The 18861-nt window shown below is 43.5% G+C and carries 15 protein-coding genes and 4 tRNA genes; 14 read left to right on the forward strand and 5 right to left on the reverse strand.

What is annotated here, in order from left to right; translation table 11 throughout:
- Window positions 1–65 precede the first annotated feature (65 nt).
- On the reverse strand, window positions 66–731 hold the full coding sequence (locus tag GV64_RS11505; RefSeq protein WP_020582985.1) for a hypothetical protein: 666 nt from the start codon (window positions 729–731) through the stop codon (window positions 66–68).
- Between the two features lie 341 nt (window positions 732–1072).
- Between GV64_RS11505 and GV64_RS11510 the strand changes: the two genes are divergently transcribed.
- The gene (locus GV64_RS11510; protein ID WP_020582986.1) at window positions 1073–5734 is read left to right on the forward strand and encodes a hypothetical protein; all 4662 of its coding nucleotides are present in this window, start codon (window positions 1073–1075) and stop codon (window positions 5732–5734) included.
- A gap of 108 nt (window positions 5735–5842) precedes the next feature.
- Here GV64_RS11510 and glk read toward each other — a convergent pair whose 3' ends face one another.
- Together glk and GV64_RS11520 are read right to left on the reverse strand one after the other, a co-directional pair.
- Window positions 5843–6817, reverse strand: a complete 975-nt coding sequence (gene glk, locus GV64_RS11515) for a glucokinase (RefSeq protein WP_020582987.1) — start codon at window positions 6815–6817, stop codon at window positions 5843–5845.
- Window positions 6818–7118: 301 nt separating this feature from the next.
- A complete protein-coding gene (locus tag GV64_RS11520; protein ID WP_020582988.1) occupies window positions 7119–7376 on the reverse strand; it encodes a hypothetical protein in 258 nt (85 codons plus the stop codon).
- Window positions 7377–7901: 525 nt separating this feature from the next.
- On the opposite strand from GV64_RS11520, the gene prfB reads away from it, so the two are divergent.
- The 3 genes from prfB to GV64_RS11535 all read left to right on the forward strand — a co-directional run bounded on the left by prfB (window position 7902) and on the right by GV64_RS11535 (window position 11737).
- A protein-coding gene (gene prfB, locus GV64_RS11525) for a peptide chain release factor 2 (protein WP_152554030.1) occupies window positions 7902–9000 on the forward strand; the annotation gives its coding sequence in 2 pieces (ribosomal slippage) (window positions 7902–7976 and window positions 7978–9000; 1098 coding nt in all).
- Between the two features lie 49 nt (window positions 9001–9049).
- Window positions 9050–10552 carry a lysine--tRNA ligase gene (gene lysS / locus GV64_RS11530; protein WP_020582990.1) on the forward strand — a complete coding sequence of 501 codons (1503 nt, stop codon included), beginning with the start codon at window positions 9050–9052 and terminating at the stop codon, window positions 10550–10552.
- A gap of 465 nt (window positions 10553–11017) precedes the next feature.
- On the forward strand, window positions 11018–11737 hold the full coding sequence (locus tag GV64_RS11535; RefSeq protein WP_051087820.1) for a TetR/AcrR family transcriptional regulator: 720 nt from the start codon (window positions 11018–11020) through the stop codon (window positions 11735–11737).
- Window positions 11738–11810: 73 nt separating this feature from the next.
- Here GV64_RS11535 and GV64_RS11540 read toward each other — a convergent pair whose 3' ends face one another.
- On the reverse strand, window positions 11811–12722 hold the full coding sequence (locus tag GV64_RS11540; RefSeq protein WP_157237033.1) for a Ppx/GppA phosphatase family protein: 912 nt from the start codon (window positions 12720–12722) through the stop codon (window positions 11811–11813).
- A gap of 257 nt (window positions 12723–12979) precedes the next feature.
- On the opposite strand from GV64_RS11540, the gene ung reads away from it, so the two are divergent.
- The 5 genes from ung to GV64_RS11565 all read left to right on the forward strand — a co-directional run bounded on the left by ung (window position 12980) and on the right by GV64_RS11565 (window position 14489).
- Entirely contained in the window at window positions 12980–13666 is a 687-nt protein-coding gene (gene ung / locus GV64_RS11545) for a uracil-DNA glycosylase (protein WP_020582993.1), read from the forward strand.
- A 113-nt stretch (window positions 13667–13779) separates the two neighbouring features.
- A tRNA-Arg gene (locus GV64_RS11550) sits at window positions 13780–13856 on the forward strand.
- Between the two features lie 314 nt (window positions 13857–14170).
- Window positions 14171–14247 (forward strand) — tRNA-Arg (locus GV64_RS11555).
- 63 nt (window positions 14248–14310) lie between these two features.
- Window positions 14311–14387 (forward strand) — tRNA-Arg (locus GV64_RS11560).
- A 9-nt stretch (window positions 14388–14396) separates the two neighbouring features.
- Window positions 14397–14489, forward strand: a tRNA-Ser gene (locus tag GV64_RS11565).
- A gap of 58 nt (window positions 14490–14547) precedes the next feature.
- On the opposite strand, the gene GV64_RS11570 is transcribed toward GV64_RS11565, so the two are convergent.
- Window positions 14548–15537: a phage integrase gene (locus GV64_RS11570; protein ID WP_020582994.1), complete on the reverse strand. Its 990-nt coding sequence runs from the start codon at window positions 15535–15537 to the stop codon at window positions 14548–14550.
- A gap of 428 nt (window positions 15538–15965) precedes the next feature.
- Here GV64_RS11570 and GV64_RS11575 point away from each other — a divergent pair, with 428 nt between their 5' ends.
- From GV64_RS11575 to GV64_RS11595, 5 genes are all read left to right on the forward strand, one after another.
- Entirely contained in the window at window positions 15966–16151 is a 186-nt protein-coding gene (locus GV64_RS11575; RefSeq protein WP_020582995.1) for an excisionase family DNA-binding protein, read from the forward strand.
- Between the two features lie 520 nt (window positions 16152–16671).
- The gene (locus GV64_RS11580; RefSeq protein WP_020582996.1) at window positions 16672–16962 is read left to right on the forward strand and encodes a hypothetical protein; all 291 of its coding nucleotides are present in this window, start codon (window positions 16672–16674) and stop codon (window positions 16960–16962) included.
- Entirely contained in the window at window positions 16962–17174 is a 213-nt protein-coding gene (locus GV64_RS11585) for a hypothetical protein (RefSeq protein ID WP_020582997.1), read from the forward strand. Before GV64_RS11580 ends, GV64_RS11585 begins: the two co-directional genes overlap by 1 nt.
- Window positions 17175–17192: 18 nt before the next feature.
- Window positions 17193–17396: a major capsid protein gene (locus tag GV64_RS11590; protein ID WP_020580594.1), complete on the forward strand. Its 204-nt coding sequence runs from the start codon at window positions 17193–17195 to the stop codon at window positions 17394–17396.
- A 142-nt stretch (window positions 17397–17538) separates the two neighbouring features.
- Entirely contained in the window at window positions 17539–18861 is a 1323-nt protein-coding gene (locus GV64_RS11595; protein ID WP_236632944.1) for a virulence factor TspB C-terminal domain-related protein, read from the forward strand.

Raw genomic sequence — 18861 nt, forward strand, 5'->3', positions numbered from 1 at the left:
TAGACTTTAAATGGCAATACATTGTATTAATCTCTTACCCCATATTTTTGTTGTGCTCTTTTTAATTAACTGTTAACGGGTTTAATAATTCTTACCTGGCCAAGACTATGTAATTTTTCTAAATTATCCATTTGAGCATCTATTTTGTCTTTAAAACTATGTAATTTTTCAATGTTATTAATTTGAGTTTCTATTAGCTTAATCCTGGTGTTAGTTTGATTTAGGGTGTCCATTGCTAATTTTTGCTGTTTTACAGCATGGTGGAAACGTTGTTTTTGGCTTTCAAATCGTGGTGATTGTAACGCTTCTTGATGGCTAAGACCTGCTGCTCCGTAGGCTTTTTGAAACTGACCTCCGACTGTTTTCTTATTACTTTCTGCTTTCTGTACCCATGCCATCTGGCTGCTCTGTGTTGTCCTAAGCTGCTGTAAGCTCTGGCGTAATTCGTTAAGCGACTGATCGATAGATCCTGAACCTGTTTTTCCGGTTGCTGCTGGTGGCCTTGTTGATGGTAGTGAGGCATGAGCAGGTACTTGTTCAGTCTTGCGTTTGTTTATAAATTGATGTTTTTTATTGGGTTTTATGTTTTTTAAGGGGTTAATGTAATTCTTTCCTTCAGTCTTGAATACTTTTCCTGATTTGGACGCGTTCCCACCTTTATTTATTGCGAGAGAAATTTTTTTTTGAACCCAGTTTAATGCTGCTCCAATACCACCAATTCCTTTGGCCATATATAGAATCCCTTCCATCCGATAAAACGTTATTATTTTAGTGTAGACTGCTTTTTAAGGCTGAAAAAGTAGATGGTGGTCAGTAATTAGTAGCTGCTATCTGTAAACTGGTAGTTGTGGTGGTATATTACTGAATGCTTCAGTATGTCGGGTGAAAGGATGTTAGGTTTTAAGTATAAGTATATGGTACGGTTTGTTTCTTTGTACGTCTATTCTAATTAAATTCTGTGTTTATTGCTTTAAATATTTAATTGTTTAATATTTTTGGCGAATGAAATATTATCAGTTTTGAAATTATCAAAAATTAATAATTATAGTCTTTGTTAATTAGGAACTTTCTAATGATTCCAATGGGTAACTTCGGAAACCAACCGAGATGGACGGTTGATGATTATCAAGAAGCGACTGAAAGAGGCTTGGAAAGTATACACAGCTCAGAGGTGAATTCTGTAGTTCCATCCGGATCATCTGATCCTCATTCTTTAAAGTGTAATGCTGATCTTCAGTATGCTTTAGATAAAAGTGATTTGGCCGGATTTGTGGAGGGCAGTAACCTTGCAAGACCAGAGGATAAGGTTGCTAACTGGCTTGGGCTCGAAGTGACTCAGGTAGATCATGATGTTCATAATTTAAAAGTTACAGACTATGAATTAGAAAGGAAGCACTATCAATATTTGGATAGAAGGAATTTAATTAAATTGGACGAACATCTTACTATCAAAAATAGGATGATGGTTCCGGCAGATCAGACAAAGAAACTGGACGCAGAAAATTTAAAAAGAATGTTGTCATCTCTAATGAGACGCATTTCAGAGGCTAGTGCTCAAAAATCAAATAAACCCGAAGAATTATCAGTAGTGCCTGTTTCTTGTGAAGCGATAACTGACGAAACTCTTGCTCATGGTACTCTGTCTGAAAGTAGTCACTGGCATGCAGAAGCGCAGTGCGAAGTGGCAGCAGAATCAAGCTTTAAAGAATGTATTCCGGAGGCCGCATCTGAAATAGCAACTCATACTACTTGTTTGACTTCGTATGACGCTTCTACAAAAGAGAGAGCTGATACATCTTCTCACGAAGTGGTTCCATGTGATGCTTCTGACGATGCATTATTTGATTTTGATGGAGGACAAGCTCTTAGAGGATTGGAGCGTGAAATTCAACTGAAAATTGGTGCCTATATTGGGGATTTAAAGTGGGCTGAAAATTTGGATGATGTTCTGAGTCTTCCTGAAAGGCCATTTTCTTCAGGGTTGGTAAGAAGTAAACTTGCAGAATATGCACGACATCAATATCTAGGTCCTCATCCAGAAAACTTGATGCATAAGAATGAGGCGGAAAAAGCAGGTGCTGATTTCAGGGATCACTTGCACTATTATTTGCCCAGGTTTGACTTTCGTGGTGGTTTAAGATCATTGCTCTCATCCGATGATTTAGTGAGTCATACTGCTTTAAGAGAGCTTATATATGGACATTATTGGGAGGATCATAGATTACTAGATAGAGAAGAACAAAGGTTGGAAAATGTTGCTCATGAATATCGGTCTTTTTATTCTACGATTACACAGTTAACGCCATCATTTTCAGAGCCGGAAAGAAGCTTAGTAAATCCAGATGATTATATAAAGACAATTAAAGAGCATATTGGAATGGGATATGTTTATCCCTTTATAAGAGAAAATTCTAAATTGATGACATTTGCTCAGGCTTTGGCTTTGGATTTAAGGCTTAGAGATGAAATGCCTCAGAGCTGGCTTCCTGATCATCTCACGATGCCCTTTAGTCAAGCTAAAATAGTGTTGGTTTTTAATGAGTACTGTGGTCAGATGCATAACCATTCCTATGGTTCTCTTGAAAACCAGAATGAAGTTGATGAGGCTTTAAGGCAGCTTAGTGAAGTTTTAAATGGGCTTGGAGACATTGCAGTACATAATCGACAGGATGCAAATTTCTATAACCATATAGTAGCTGTGATTTGCAGGGCCATTAGTTACACAGTAGATATGAAAGATTTTCCTAAATACCTTGCTCACTTGACAAGTATTTATTCAAACCATGTTGATCGTCTAGTGCAGGAAAAGATGGGGACTAAGGTCAAAAAGGTTTCTGAAGATAACAGCCTTGCTGAGGTTTCTGAAGGAGAGTATGCCTCGCAATGTGCAGGTGCGATAGAATACACCAAAGCGGAAGAGCCTCAACAGGATCAACAGGCGTTGCCAAGCCTTATTACGGTCACTGCTGAAGTTCATCATGTTCCTGATGACCTGCCGGATTTAGTCGGTGAACCCCAGGAAGGCGAAGCATTAGTTGATAAGAAGCTAGAGTCTTCTGATGTAGAAGCAGAAAAATGTGGTGATATCCCATGGGCTGATGAAGTGGATAGATTTGAAAGCCAACCGGTTGTTCAAATGAAACGTCACGCCACTCAGACATATATGGAGGATGAGTCTTCACCAGAAGTGAAATTTGAGGCATGTATACTAGACACGGAGAGTGTTCAAAGTGTGACTTTGGAAGCCTTACCTCAGAAACAACGGGGCAATCCTGAAAGAGAAAGCTCTGTTATTGATACAGGGCATGTGTTGGTATCTGAGCCATTTCCTGAACTGGTTGTTGTTGAAGGGGGCAATGAGGCGGAGTCAGTTGATGAGTCACGAACTTTATCACCAGAGCAGGTATCTCAAGGATTAACCAGAGTTTGGTGTGCGCAATTTCGTTTATACATAGGTCAGTTAATGGAAGACCCGGAAGCGATGCTTCCACCTCTGACAAGACTAAGGCTTATGGCGGATTCTGAACCTATGGAAGCTCTTTCACAGGAAGGAATGATTGATGAAATAGGTCAGTTCGGGGGAAGTGAGTCGAATACTGTATTAATGGATACATTTGCTAGACAACTGTCTATAGGGAAAATGTCTGCGACCGATTTTGTTAATCGGTTGCGTGCTACAAACTATCTACAGTATCTATTAAAAAATCCATGTGTTGACCATACCGTTCTTCCTGTGAAGGCACTTCAGGTGATGTGTATTGCTGCTGAGCATTCAAAGACTCAAGCCGAGAAGAGCAAGGTTGCTGCAATATTTCAGAAATTAGATTTAAGCTGTGAACCGACAAATATCAATGCTTTTGTAATGCTCTGTGATGGTTTGAGAGATGTGCTTCCTGAGAGATTTATTTATGATAAGGCAATGAGTTTTTACCTTGAAACACGCAAAGAGTATTCAATATCAAAGGTTGAAACTTATGCTATCTCTCTTCATGGCTTAGTGAGTTTACTTCCAAATTATGATCGAGATCCTCATGTTTCAGCGAGTAAGGTTTCTTTTTTGTGTGACATCTCCTCGAGTAAGCTAAAGCCAGAATGCTTTGAGTATCGAGCCTTCCTTTCGGCCATGTATCATGAGGATGAGGCTAACCCAGAAGATCTGGTAACGATGACTGATAGAAAAGAACCTGTTTTTGGTAAAAATAAAAAGCTTGAGAAATGTAAAGTGATAGAGAAGGGCGCTAAACCATTGTGTGAAGTTGTTGCTAAAAAAAGAGCCGATGAAAAATCCTCTGTTATTGGTCAGGCATGTGTACTTCCTGTATGTAGTGCTAAACCACAGTTTAGGGCGTCAATGACTGCAGCTGACTTCAAAAGATTGGAAGTAATAACTGAGTCCAGAAATCATGATTGGTATGAAATACCGGAGATGATTAATAATGCTGTACTGACTGCTAATGATTTAGCATCTGTGGGGTATACGGCACATGAAGCTTTGGTTGTTGAAACTCAGCTTGATGCGCTGATTAAAAGTGGGAGAGAGATATCTACAGCTGAAAAGTTGGATCGAGTAACCACATTAATGCGAAGATGCCCAGCTGATAATCAATTACTATCTAGAAGAATAGGTGAGTATATCTCTGAAAATAAAAAAGAAGAGAGAGCAATCAAGGAAAGAATAAAGTACAGCTTGACTCAAGACTTTCGTACAAAAGTCAAAGGAGTATGGAAGACTAGAGTTGAAGAGGCGGTAAGTTATCAGCAATTCGGCATAAGGTTTGTTAATAAATCCCCAGATGAAAAATTTGTAGACAAAGTAGTTAATGACGTTGAGAGTGATGAAGAGTTTTCTGAAATGGTGGATGAAATGACTAACCTGAAGTCAGGTAAGCTGATGCTTGATCAGAGAAAGTCTGCTTTACGTGATTTGATGATGGATGAGGGAATAGAACCACCAGAAGACGAAACATTCGACGGATTACTTCATTTTTACAGAGATAAGGCTCCTTCTTTTGATGGTGATTGGGAAGCTTCAGGCGCTGTAATGTCAAAACAAGGTGGATCCGATTCTATCGCTTTAAAAATGGATGTGTCACTTGGCAAGTGTCAAGCTAAGGCCTCATATTTAGCACAAAAGCAAGCAGATGTTGTGACTCGAAAAACAGAACAAGAAAGTCATAAGTTTCAACAGACTGTACATAAGAAATTTTCCTCTTCTGCACACCATTCATTAATTGAAAGAGAAGTGAAAGAGCGGGTAGATAAGGGAGTAGGCCGAAAAATGGATGATTGGGCAAAAAGTATGAATGATAAAGTTCGTGAAAAAGCAGATAGAAAAGTTAAGGACGTTGAGGAAAGGATCGTGAAAAGGGCTGAGGCTAAAGTCGATATTGCGCAGAGGGATATTGGTGATTGTAGAAAAGGCTACATGCAAAGAGTTTCAGCAAACGCAGTTGAACAAGAATTAAACCAGCTATTGAGCAAACATGGCATTCGTAGTACCTATTTTACGAAGCTAGATACTGATAAAATGCGCAGAGACGATAAGAAAATGTTTTCAGAATCCGAAAAAGAAAGAAAATATAGAGCGGACATTAAAGCTGCTGAAGATAGTTGGGAGTCATCTGTGTCGTTTTTGAGAAGTATTTCTGATGATACGGTCAGTAAAGCAACTTATAGCCAAAGACTTAATAAGCAAAGAAGTGCTAGAGCTTTGGAGTCAGTACGGGATGTCTAGAGCCATTTTTTGTACCCTGCGGATACCTGCGTTGTTCGTTAGTATCGTTTCAACGGGTATCTTGATTGATAATACAGGCTCCAATTAAGTTAAGAGCCTGTTTCTTTATTATGGAATCAGCGGGTTGCCCAGTGCTTCACAGGCACCTGTCAGGCCAGGGTTATCATGAATAATCAGGCTGGTGGGAATGGCCGCCAGATAGCTCACCATCTTGTCATTAATTTCAAAGGACTTACGGAAATCCGACTGGGCAAAAAACTCCGGAAAGCGGGGAATAATACCACCGGCAATATAAACACCACCTTGGGCTCCAGTCGTCAATGCTGCGTTACTGGCAGCTCTGCCCAAAAGCTCACAGAAATGCAGTAAGGTTTGTTTGCAAAGGGGATCGCCACTAAGTGCCTGAGCAGTGATTTCATGATTTTTGAGCTTCTTCACTTGGCCCGACAAAGTGCTATGGGCTTCGAATAGCAGTTCAATACCTGAACCACAAAGTACCGACTCCCAGGAAACATAGCCCAGCTTCTGCTGAAGAATGTTGAGAATCTCATTATCCATGGAGGAAATAGGAGAGAATGCCGCATGTCCGCCTTCACCCGGTAGAGGCAGCCAGTGTTCACCTACTTTCTTCAGTGCCGCAACACCCAGGCCGGTACCTGGCCCAATAATCAGTTTGGTGGCCCCTTCAATCGATTCTCCATTGCCAACCTTGATCAGGGAATTTTCGGGTAGAGCCGGCAGCGCCAGAGCCTGGGCAGTAAAATCATTAATCACTTTGAAAGACTGTAGTCTTAATGACTCTTTCATTTCAGACTTGTTAAAAGCCCAGTGATTATTGGTCATTTTTATCTGCTGGCCACTCACCGGACAGGCAAATGCCATACAGGCATGATCCACTGCTACCTGCTGAATCGCCAGGTAATGGCTGACAGCATGATCCAGGTTCTCAAAATCGTTACAAGCCAGCACTTCCACCGAATCTGCTTGAAGCTGTCCATTCAGTGAGAGGGCAAATCTCGCGTTTGTGCCACCGATATCTGCTACCAGTGCCATTGAGTCATTCAAGAAGGTGTCGCGTGACATAATGCAGAGTGCTCAATTTGTTAAGTATCCAGGCTTGAAGTCATGCTGTTCTAGTGTTTGCAGTGTATACATACAGCTTGGCTTTGTACGTCTGGCTACTGGTGAGGGTAAAAGAGTGGGCAGGAGTTTACCCTACTGCAGAGTAAAGGCGTAGTTTGAAGACATGACACGAGTCAATGCAGTAGTCAGCAATGTATGCCGCAAAAGGGGGGGTATCTACACTGGTAAGATAGCACTGACGGTTCGGGTTTGATGGGGGCAGTTCATTGTATCGTTGGAGGTTCAGTCAAAAGCGGCACTATCAGTTTTGCAGGCAATTTTTTATATCACCATCCGGAGTAACGCGGAGCTGGTAGGGCATGTAATCGTACTTCTTTATAGCATTGCCTTCGTTTTCTTCGTCGATATCCTCTTCTTCAACAGCTTCCATAAGTTCAGAAGCTGCAGAGCAGAAACTTTCTTTGCTAAAGGAGAAAGCCAAAGTGTGAATGCTTGGAAAAAGCAAAAAGATCAGAATCAGTGCTGATAAAAATCGATATGGGGTGGGTATCCACTTCATAGCACGCCTCTTGTGATTTATTTTGGTTTTAGTCGCCAGAATTTTTTATATGTAAGTGTGATTTTGACATTCAAAGCACTTCCTGGTTCCCTGTTCAAGGTGTTCGACAGGGCATAAGTACTTGTATGACCAACCCGGAAGGGCCAGTTATTAACGTCCCCTGGGTTCTGTTGACGTAAGGCTCCTGCCTCAGCTCAAGCCAGGCTGCGCGTCTGGTTGGGTTTGGAGCCTCATGTCAACAGAATCAGGTCTGTGGCTTCCAATGAATAAAAACGTATATAAAGGTCTCGCCTGCCGAGCAATTCCAACGAACAGGCTATTGTTGTAGAATCGTTCAGTTGTATTACAGGTTTTGGTAATGGCCTTGTAGAGGTCAGCCTGTCATGTTTCATGAACAGCTACATGCTGTCATTCTCCGTTCCCATAGTTTTCTGAAGAGCAAATACACGTTGTCTCTTGATGGAGCTATGCAGTATATGAGTGTTGGTGCCGGGTGCACCTGACAAGAGCGAGTGATATAGGGCAATGTTTGAAGTCAATCCCATAAAGGAGCGTATCAAGGACCTGACGGCGCGTACTGACGTGCTTAGGGGGTATCTTTGACTACGCTCACAAAAGTGAGCGGTTGCAGGAAGTAGAGCGGGAGCTGGAAGACCCGAACGTCTGGAATGATCCTGAGTATGCTCAGAAGCTGGGTAAAGAACGCTCAACATTGGAAGCCATCGTGTCCACCATCGATGAGCTGACCAGTGGCCTGGTGGACTCTGAAGAACTGTTGCAAATGTCGGTAGAAGAAGAAGACGAAGACGGTGTTCAGGGTGTGGTGGATGAACTGGATGAGCTTAACCAGAAACTTGAAGTACTCGAGTTTCGTCGTATGTTCTCCGGTGAGATGGATCCAAACAGTGCCTTTGTTGATATTCAGGCGGGATCTGGCGGTACAGAGGCTCAGGACTGGGCCAACATGCTCCTGAGAATGTACTTGCGCTGGGGTGAGGCTAATGGTTTCAAAACTGAAATCATTGAAGTCTCCGCGGGTGAAGTGGCCGGCATCAAATCTGCAACGGTTCAATTTATCGGGGATTATGCCTTTGGTTGGCTGAGAACTGAAATAGGGGTTCATCGGTTGGTTCGTAAATCACCGTTTGACTCGGGTAACCGCCGTCACACCTCTTTTGCTTCCGTCTTTGTTTCTCCTGAAATTGATGACAATATTGATATAGAAATCAATCCGTCAGATCTGCGTGTCGATACTTATCGCTCCAGTGGTGCGGGTGGTCAGCACGTCAATACCACTGATTCTGCTGTCCGTATTACCCACGCGCCGAGCGGTATCGTCGTTCAGTGTCAGAACCAGCGATCTCAGCACCAGAATAAAGATAAGGCCATGCAGCAGCTGAAGGCCAAGCTGTATGAGATGGAGATGCAGAAGAGAACTGCGGAGTCTCAGGCGATGGAAGATACCAAGTCGGATATCGGCTGGGGGAGTCAGATTCGCTCTTATGTACTGGATGACTCTCGTATTAAGGACTTGCGCACAGGGGTTGAAACCCGAAATACCCAGTCTGTATTGGATGGTGACCTCAACAAGTTCATTGAAGCGAGCCTGAAAAAAGGGCTGTAATCGAATCACTCCGGATGGCCACTGCCATTCGGTACTGGAAGATCGTCATATGTCTGAAGAACAGTTTGAAGAAGGGGTCGCAGAGGCCCAGGAAGAGAATCGTCTGGTAGCCCTGCGCCGGGAAAAGCTCGCTGCGATCCGGGAGAAGGGCGTCGCTTTTCCGAACAAGTTCCGTCGTGACTCCCTTGCCGGAGAACTGCAGGCGCAGTTTAAGGATCACGATAAGGCAAGTCTGGAAACGCTGGGCCACCCTGTCAAAGTAGCTGGTCGTATCATGTTGAACCGTGGAGCTTTCATGGAGCTTCAGGATATGACAGGCCGCATCCAGCTCTATGTAAATCGTAAGCAGCTGCCGAAAGAGACCCTGGAATCGATCAAAACCTGGGACCTGGGTGATATTATCGGTGTGGAAGGGACTGTCCAGCGCTCTGGTAAAGGTGACCTTTACGTCGACATGAGTGCCGTCCAGCTGCTGACCAAATCCCTGCGTCCTTTGCCAGAAAAGCATAAAGGTCTGACCGACACTGAGCAGCGCTATCGCCAGCGCTATGTGGACTTGATCACCAGTGAACAGTCCCGGGAAACTTTCCGGATTCGCTCCAAAATCATTCAGGGTATTCGCAGCTACTTCTTAAGCCAGGACTTTATGGAAGTAGAGACTCCAATGCTGCAGGTGATTCCGGGCGGTGCCACGGCCAGACCGTTTGTGACCCATCATAATGCGCTGGATATCGACATGTACCTGCGTATTGCTCCGGAACTATACCTTAAGCGTGTTGTCGTTGGTGGTTTTGAACGGGTATTTGAGATTAACCGGAACTTCCGGAATGAGGGGCTGTCTACTAGACATAACCCGGAATTCACAATGATTGAGTTCTATCAGGCTTATGCGGATTACACCGATATGATGGATCATACCGAAGCCATGCTGAAACAGCTGGCTGAGGATGTTCTGGGTAAAACTGAGTTCGAGTACCAGGGGCAGATGATTGATTTTGGCAAGCCGTTTGCGCGGATGTCTGTTTTTGAGTCTATCTTGCATTTCAACCCAGATCTTGATGCCTCGGATATTGATAATCTGGAGTCTGCGGCTCAGGTTGCCAAGAAGCTGGGCATCGATGTGAAGCCGATCTGGGGGCTTGGTAAAGTTCAGATGGAAATTTTTGATGAAACTGTTGAGCATCACCTGTTGAACCCAACGTTCATTACGGATTATCCAACTGAAGTATCACCTCTGTCCCGTAAAAATGACGACAACCCCTTTGTTACCGAGCGTTTTGAGTTCTTTGTGGGGGGTCGCGAAATCGCTAATGGCTTCTCTGAGTTGAATGACTCTGAGGACCAGGCAGAGCGCTTCAAGCAACAGGTAGCCGAAAAGGATGCCGGGGATGATGAGGCAATGCATTATGATGCGGACTACATCAACGCTCTTGAATATGGCCTGCCACCAACAGCGGGTGAGGGCATTGGTATTGATCGGCTGGTAATGCTATTCACGGATGCGCCTTCTATCAGGGATGTGCTTTTGTTCCCGCATATGCGTCCCCAATAAAATGGATGCACTGGGAGTAATGGTATTTGACTGGTATTGGCCAAATGCTCTATTCGACGATGTAGTTTATCGTTTACATAGGGGATGCGAGTCTTCGTTTTCATCTGGCAGTATTGGCTGATACAGTCTTATCACAATTCCTTGGGATGTTGATTCTTCAGGGTCCATAGTATGAGCAGGTTAAGCCTGCTCATCTAGTATCTGAGGATTGGAACCTGCATTTGAGTTGATGCGCTTTACTGGTGATGTCAGGGAATTTTACCAGCTGCTCTGTCCAATCGAGCGTTACAGGGAGATAGAGCATAGCTGCTAATTATGGCAGCCCGACTCTCCTGAATAGTTGCGGGGGCAGGTTTTAGACGGATGGTTGATTTCTGTACTAAGATGCATGTTCAAGCGATGGTACTGGACGAACGCTATAAAACAATCAGGCAACTGTAAGGCAGTCTTAATATGGTTTCAACAATGGATTCCCCATCAGAAGGCATGAAGGGTTCTGGTAAGCACGTCAGTGGTATGGAATTGAAATACCAGGGGCGTAAAACCAGCCGTGCCAATAGTGAGCAGCGTCGTCGAACAATTCTTGAGGCGGCATTAAGAATCGTTGTGAGAGATGGAGTTCGGGGTGTCCGTCACCGTGCGGTTGCAAAGGAAGCGGATGTTCCTCTTTCTGCAACTACCTACTACTTCAAAGATATTACTGATCTGATTACTGATACCTTCACACTGTTTGTTGAGATGGGGGCTCAGAAATTTAAGGCATACTGGGAAGAGTCTGACAGTATGTTGAAAATAGCCATGAAGGAACTTGAGCCTTCAGAGGCCGCAAGTCGCCAGGTGTTTGCTGAACGGATTAGCGATCTTGCCATTGAGTATGTCCTGATTCAGCTGCGTGAACATCGTGACTATCTTATTGCAGAACGTGCTTTCCAGCAGGAATGTCTTCGTAACGAAAACCTCAGACCCATCGCTTTCAGTCACCAGAAGTTCTTTCTTGATAGCCTCGAAACTTTCTTTACAAAAATTGGTTCTAATTATCCTGATATTGATGCCGAGCTGTTCGGTAGTATCATACTGCACGTTGAGTACCAGGGATTAATAGCAGGCTTTGACGGTGAGATAGCGAACAAACTAAGAGCAATGCTTAAACGTCAGATTGAGTTGATGCTTGGTATCTATCACTAAAAATAAAAGTTCGACCACTCATAGATGGATCGTCTGATTGACAGACGATCCCGAATGGAAGTGCAGGCACTATTCAATGCCATAGAATAGGGAATTCGAGCATGCCAAGCGTGCTGTTGTGATCTGATATATTCAGCCTTTTAATGTCTAACTCTTCCATAAAGCCAAGTACTAATATTGCATTTGATAGGCTTAAATCATTTGTTTTATTGGTTGTTTGTAGCTGTTCCTGAATATATTTTTTGAGTATTCCCTTGTTCAGGAGTTTGCCATTCATGGTGACATCAACGGCAATGCTTTCCTGAAACACCGAACCAATGGCCGTGATCTGCACCTTTTCTTTTTTCAGTTCTCTGCGAATGATGGATGGTGTTCTACGGGCAAGGTACTTAGCGAAACTAATGGCGGCATCAAGTTCTTCAGTTGATATGGGGGATAATGAACCCGAAAGTTTTGCTGGTTTATTTTGAACGACTTCTTTCAAGTACTCCATAAAGTTTACTGAGCCGAACTCCCCTTTATGGGCAAATGGACCCACTTCAGGATCCGCAATAATCAGTTGAAAGCGCTCTTTGCCTATATCCCATACAACAGGCGCTTCAGAGTTGTCTGTTGCGTTCAGCGCTGAAAAGAAGTCCATACGGTCTTCTTCTTCAAGCGATAGAATCCGAATATCAATACCTGTAGTACGCCGTATTTTTTGTACCAGCTCTTCAGCATTGTGCGCCTCCCTGAATGTATCAGTTGCTATAGCCCTGACTTTAATAGCTTTAAAATGCTCTTGTCGGGTTCGCAGTTTTTGAAATAGATTCTGGGCTTTTTTGAACATACAACTGCTAAAGAACCGATTGTCACTGGCTGCAAGGTCATTGTAAAAACCGGCATCCAGGGAGCCATAATCAAGATATCGATAGACTTTATCAGTATTGTTATTCACGTCGGCAATCGCAAAGCGAACAGTATTGGCGTCAACCTCAATGGACATCCTCCGTTCCAGTTTTGCGATGACTGATTGACTTGTAAAAACAAGGGTTAAAACTGCTGCAGCACCGATTGATACTTTGTTGAAAGCTGGCATTTTATTAAGAATCATCCATAACAATGGCTTATTGCCATGGTTGTTATTAGGAAAAGTGTTCCTGTGCTAAAGTGCATCCGGTGGCAAAGAGTGTAGTTGGCTCTTATGCAGTTGGGGGGTAATTATTTGTCAGCATCATTTGGATGAGAGGTAAGAGGTCGGGTATGCCAGAAATCAAATTGCAACCTTCCTGGAAGGTCAAGCTTCAGGATGAGTTTACCAAAGAGTATATGCAGACCCTTCGTCGCTTTCTGCAAAATGAAAAAGCCCAGGGAAAAATGATTTATCCAAAGGGTGGCGAATATTTTCGTGCAATGGACTTGACCCCTTTTGAACAGGTTAAAGTGGTGATTATAGGGCAAGACCCTTATCACGGTCCTGGTCAGGCCCATGGTCTCAGTTTTTCAGTATGTCCGGACGTAGCGATTCCGCCTTCTCTGGTTAATATGTACAAAGAGCTGGAATCTGATCTTGGGATTCCACCGGCAAAGCACGGTTTTCTTGAACATTGGGCCCAGCAAGGGGTGCTGCTTCTAAACAGTGTTTTGACTGTGGAGCATAAGCAGGCAGCTTCTCACCAGGGTAGGGGGTGGGAAGCATTTACTGATCGAATTGTTGCTGTATTGAACGAGCAGAGAGAGAACGTTGTCTTTATTCTCTGGGGCAGTTATGCACAAAAAAAAGGACGCTTTATTGATACTGGAAAACATTTGGTCCTGAAATCGGTTCATCCTTCTCCACTCTCTGCTTATCGTGGTTTCTTTGGTAGCAGACCCTTTTCACAAGCCAATAATTATCTGGTGCATCATGATATACAGCCAATTGACTGGCAGTTGCCTTCGATAGACTGATTGGTGATATTTTGTTCTCTCAACGCTGTACATAGAACGGTTGTTTATGTATAATGCGCGCCACTGAATTGATGAGGTTGGTCAGACTTCAATCCATAATTTTTCAGTTTAACGCGCTCGTAGCTCAGCTGGATAGAGTACCTGGCTACGAACCAGGCGGTCGGAGGTTCGAATCCTCCCGAGCGCGCCATATCAACGGCAGTCCATCTGCCGTTTTTTTATGCCTGCTATTTTGTAAATCCTTTCTTTCTCTTTATATTTTCTCGATCCTGTCGCCGTTGAAAGCACAGGTAACATCACTTTCATTGCTTTCACCGGTGACTGGTGCTCATCGCTTCCTATTTTCTCGTTTGGTAATACTCAGTCAAGATGAAACTTTGAAGGCGATATCGTGCTTATAGCGACAGTTGATCAGAATCCTCAGGATAAATTCTATTCGATTAGTAAAAACCGTATTTGACTCAACCTAATGAAATCTCTATAGTTTGCCTCCGTTGACGCAGGGCGCTCGTAGCTCAGCTGGATAGAGTACCTGGCTACGAACCAGGCGGTCGGAGGTTCGAATCCTCCCGAGCGCGCCAAGTCAACGAAAAAGATTGACGAATCAAAACGATTCAAATATCTTTCACATCGCTTCAAACAACGCGCTCGTAGCTCAGCTGGATAGAGTACCTGGCTACGAACCAGGCGGTCGGAGGTTCGAATCCTCCCGAGCGCGCCATTTAAAAACGGTGAGGTGGCCGAGAGGCTGAAGGCGCTCCCCTGCTAAGGGAGTATACGGCTTATACCCGTATCGAGGGTTCGAATCCCTCCCTCACCGCCATATTACTTTCTTAACTCCTTGATTTCCCTTCCTTTTATCCTAGCTCAATAGTTCCAAATTACCTATGTGTCCAAGATGTGTCCATTTTGCTTAATGGATTTAGTCTTACGGCGTCGTTTAGGTGTTCTTTGCTGAATTTCGCGTATTTCATGGTCATCTTGATGTCGGCATGACCGAGGATGCTTTGCAGTACCCGAATGTTTCCACCATTCATCATAAAGTGGCTGGCAAAGGTATGGCGTAGAACGTGGCTGGCTTGTCCTCTCACGGTTCTGACACCAGAGCGCAGTAAAGCCCTTCTGAACGATTCCTGGCAGTTGGTGAACTCGCCTTTGTCCCTGATGTGCTGCTTTACTTCCTGGAACAATGCTTCATCTAATGGAATGATTCGATTCTTCTTGGACTTGGTGTAGGTCAGGTAGACCTGATTGTTTTTGAAGTGGTGATCCTTCCGACTCTCTATCTCTCCCCAGCGAGCACCGGTAGACAGGCAAATCTTGGTTATCATCATCACATGGCGACTTTTGCTGTTCTTCTGTATGTCTTCGAATAGAAGCTGGATCTCTTCACTGCTCAGGAAGATCAGCTCTTTCTCATGGGTACGGATCTTTTCTATGGGCTGAAAGGGATTGCAGTAACCAATGATGGCATTCCTGAATAGAAAGTTATAAACGGCATTTATATAGCCCAGAATGTTGTTCAGGGTTTTGTCACCGATGCCTGCCTCTCTCTTTTTCTTCTTATACTTGTGCCAGTCCCTTGTAGTGACTTCTTTGGCTATCGGGTTTCCCAGTGCATCACAGAAGCGAATCAGGTTCTTCAGGGTGCGCTCATTGTCGGCCAGCTCGATGCCTCTGGCTTCATACCATATATCAATGAGCTCTCTCAGAGTGCGATCATCTTTCTCTGGTGCTTCCTTATCTTTCTCGGCTATGCACTTATCTCGATACTGGATACATTCCAGCTTTGTTTTTGCGGTATGACGATATCGCTTGCTGCCAATTCGGAAATCAATTTTCCATTGGTTGTTATTTTTTCTGATGGGCATATGTTTTCTATTGTATGTATGGCTGGTAGTTGTATGAAAACCATTTTCTTATGGAATATTTCATATTGTTGGATTTGTTAAAATTAATTGCAATTAATTTATTTCTAATTTTGTCTGCATATGCAGACATGATTTTTGTATTTATTTTTGATAGCAATTAAATGTTTTTAATATCTGGTAGATTTTCAGTTTGGCTTTTTGATAGCAAAATATATGTAGGTATATGTTTTATGTATAGGTATGCATATTTTTTATATATACACATGCATATGTGATGTATATGCGGTGCATATATAACGTATATACATCTCCCGTATATAAATATGTAAAAAATACTTTTTACATATTTATTGGTTAAAAAATGTTGATTTTTAATAATTGATTATGTATTCCTATTGTTTCCTTAAATCGACATGGAACGTTGATCAATGATAGAGCCAAATGATGGAGAATATTTTATACAGTCAGTTGAGTCCTTTGCCCAACGGGTCGGAGTATCTGCTGAAACAGTCCGAACTTGGATTAAGGACAACAGAATTCCCACGATAAAAATGGGGAAACGTCGTTTAATCGATATCCGCAAGTTGAAAGCCAAGCTCGATAATGATGACTGATACTCACTGCAATAAAGCTCTAAAACATCTGTAATTATAGCTTGAAATACATGGTCTTACCTGTCTTTAGAGAGCCTTTTTTTGAAGCGAGGACGCAGAAAACAAGCGCACGATTCCACAGAAAGACTTTCCCAGCAAGTAGATGAGGCTTTGAAGCTTCAGGCTGATTTACCGTATATATTCTGCAATACCCTGTCATGGGTTGAATATGCCCGTTACATTCAATCAGAAAACTCCGTCTGGTTTCTGGATGTTGAGGAATCCATCAAACGATCAAGGCAATGAATTTTAATTATTGCTTTGGATGCCATTGTGCTTCACTTTTTTTGGCGATTTTCCCCATCGCCATAAAAAAATTGAAAGCATAATGGTAAGGCTCCAAAGCAAAAATTAAAAATTCATTTTGGTTGTTTTAAGTGGTTATAGGTCAGTGTTAGAAAGTTTATTTTCACCTATTGCGCATTTGGAAATCTGTGTATTTAATTCAACACAGGTGAACCAAAAAAGGAGAAAATAAAAAATGGAAACCACCGTCAAGGCTCTCTACCTGGGAGCTAAAGTTACCGAGTTTGAAAGCTCACGCTACTTAAAGGTTTTTCTTTCTGGAACCGGTGAGGATGATGATCCAAACATTTTTGGTTTGGATGTCATGATTTGCAGTTCTGATTATGAAAAGCTCGTTGATTTTCAATCACTGCAACCCTTAAAGCCGTATGAGTTTCGAACCAAAGTGATGTCCGGTTCAAAACAACGAATCTCTATCAAGATTCTTGGCATTAAAAAACCGGCATTAGAAAAGGCGGTTAAATAATGCAACTGCTTCTGTGTGATGGCTTTAGTTCGGATTCAGAAGGGCAGATTACCTGCTCTGGTGAGTCCGCCACCATCACGCTTGAAGAGGTGCAGGCGATCCCTGCATCGACTGGGCTGACGAAAGAACAGGCGGATGCCCTGATCAGCGCAACTCTCCTGTTGCTGGTCATCGGATTTATCTTTGCCCTGATCCTTCGTCAATTACGTTAACCAACAAGGAGATTAGCCATGAAGAAGCTAAAACACCTTGCACTCCTGCTGGCAACTTCAGCAATGGCATCCAGTGCCTTTGCCGAGATTGATGTGTCAGCAGCCACTACTGCCATTTCAACCGATGGTTCGACAGCGATTACCGCTGTGGGTACTGCATTGATTGGCGTGGCGGCACTTGCCGTGGTGTTCAAGTGGGTCAAAGGCGCGATTTTCGGCTGAGACCTGTTTGCATGGGTTGGCGGGAGGCTCGTTCTCCCGTCTTTTATTAACAATTTTATAAGGATGATCAGGCGATGTGGGTTCCAGACTATGGATGGTTCTATGTGCTGGTTGTCCTTGTGGCTGTCTGGGCTATGCGGCCATGAAACTACTTTTACTGGTTATTTTGCTTTCTGCTTTCAGTTTGGACTCCTATTCTTATCAGCCTGGTGGTGCTGACTGTAATTCGCCAATCGGTCAAACCTATTCCCATAACTCTGGCTCAACCTACTCAGTCCGTTTGCTGTCCCATGTTCATAATGGTTTAAGCCCTTATCCGAACAGCACCCTATACAACTACTGTCCTCCCGATGACCAGTCTTCAAGCTTCACTGCGCTCTACAATTTCAGTACACCGCCTGAGTGCGAGGTGTATGACGAAACCGGTTCCTGTACTTCGTCATGCTTAACAGCAAAACCAATCACCAGTTCCACCAATGCTCAAACGGCTTGTTACAACCAGTGCAGCTATACCTCACTGGGAGGGTTCCGTGACTATGACAACGCACTGGCTCCCATCGCTTATGAATACATTCCAACTGGTGGGGCTTGTACCAGTAATGAAGAAACGACTCAGTTAGCCGGTATCAGCGAATACACCGAAATCAATGAAGATGAACTGCCTTGCCGAACGGATGGGTACACTCAGGTGTGTATCAGTGCTGATCAAACCTGCAAGCTGGTGAATGGGGTTCCTGTCTGTATTGATAACGAAACAAGAGAAGATAAGTTCAACTGCGGAACCTTTAATGGTGAAGTGGTCTGCTTTGAAAAGAATGCCTATAGCAACTGCAAATATGTCAACGGTGAATACCTTTGCACCTACCCTGAAGGTGATGTCGTTGACCCAAATTCTGCTGATCATCCTGCCAATGGTGGCAATGCTAATGGCAACAGTTCGGATGATATTCTTGATCAGCAGGATCTCACGGATAACACACCCGAAGCACAAACTGTCCAGCAAATCGTCAAAGAAACCGGTATTCGCCAGCAAGCCGAAAAGCAGGCAGAGAACGACAACCCCAAATCGGCATTCTCTGGCTTTGAATGCGATAAAGAAGTGACCTGTTCTGGTGATGCGATTCAGTGCGCCATTGCTCGAATGGAGAAGAAGCAGCTGTGCCTCTCGCAATATAATGACGGTGAAATCAACTCTATCATCAGCAACAACCCAAACATGTCTCCATTGGGATCACTACCGGGGGATACGCTGGAAATCCATGTTGAAGACTTTCTGGAAACCGATGAGTACGTTACCTCTGACAGTCAATGCCCCGATCCGATTAGCTTTACTGTCCTCGGTGCTGAGTTTGAATTTGCCCTGACTCCATTATGTGACCTGGCTTCCTATATCTCATGGTTCATTCTCTTCGCCACCTGGTTCTCAATGGCGGTGATATTGGCCAAGTCTCTCGGCAACGGATAG

Origin of the sequence: Endozoicomonas elysicola (assembly GCF_000710775.1) — a bacterium.
Classification (GTDB): domain Bacteria; phylum Pseudomonadota; class Gammaproteobacteria; order Pseudomonadales; family Endozoicomonadaceae; genus Endozoicomonas; species Endozoicomonas elysicola.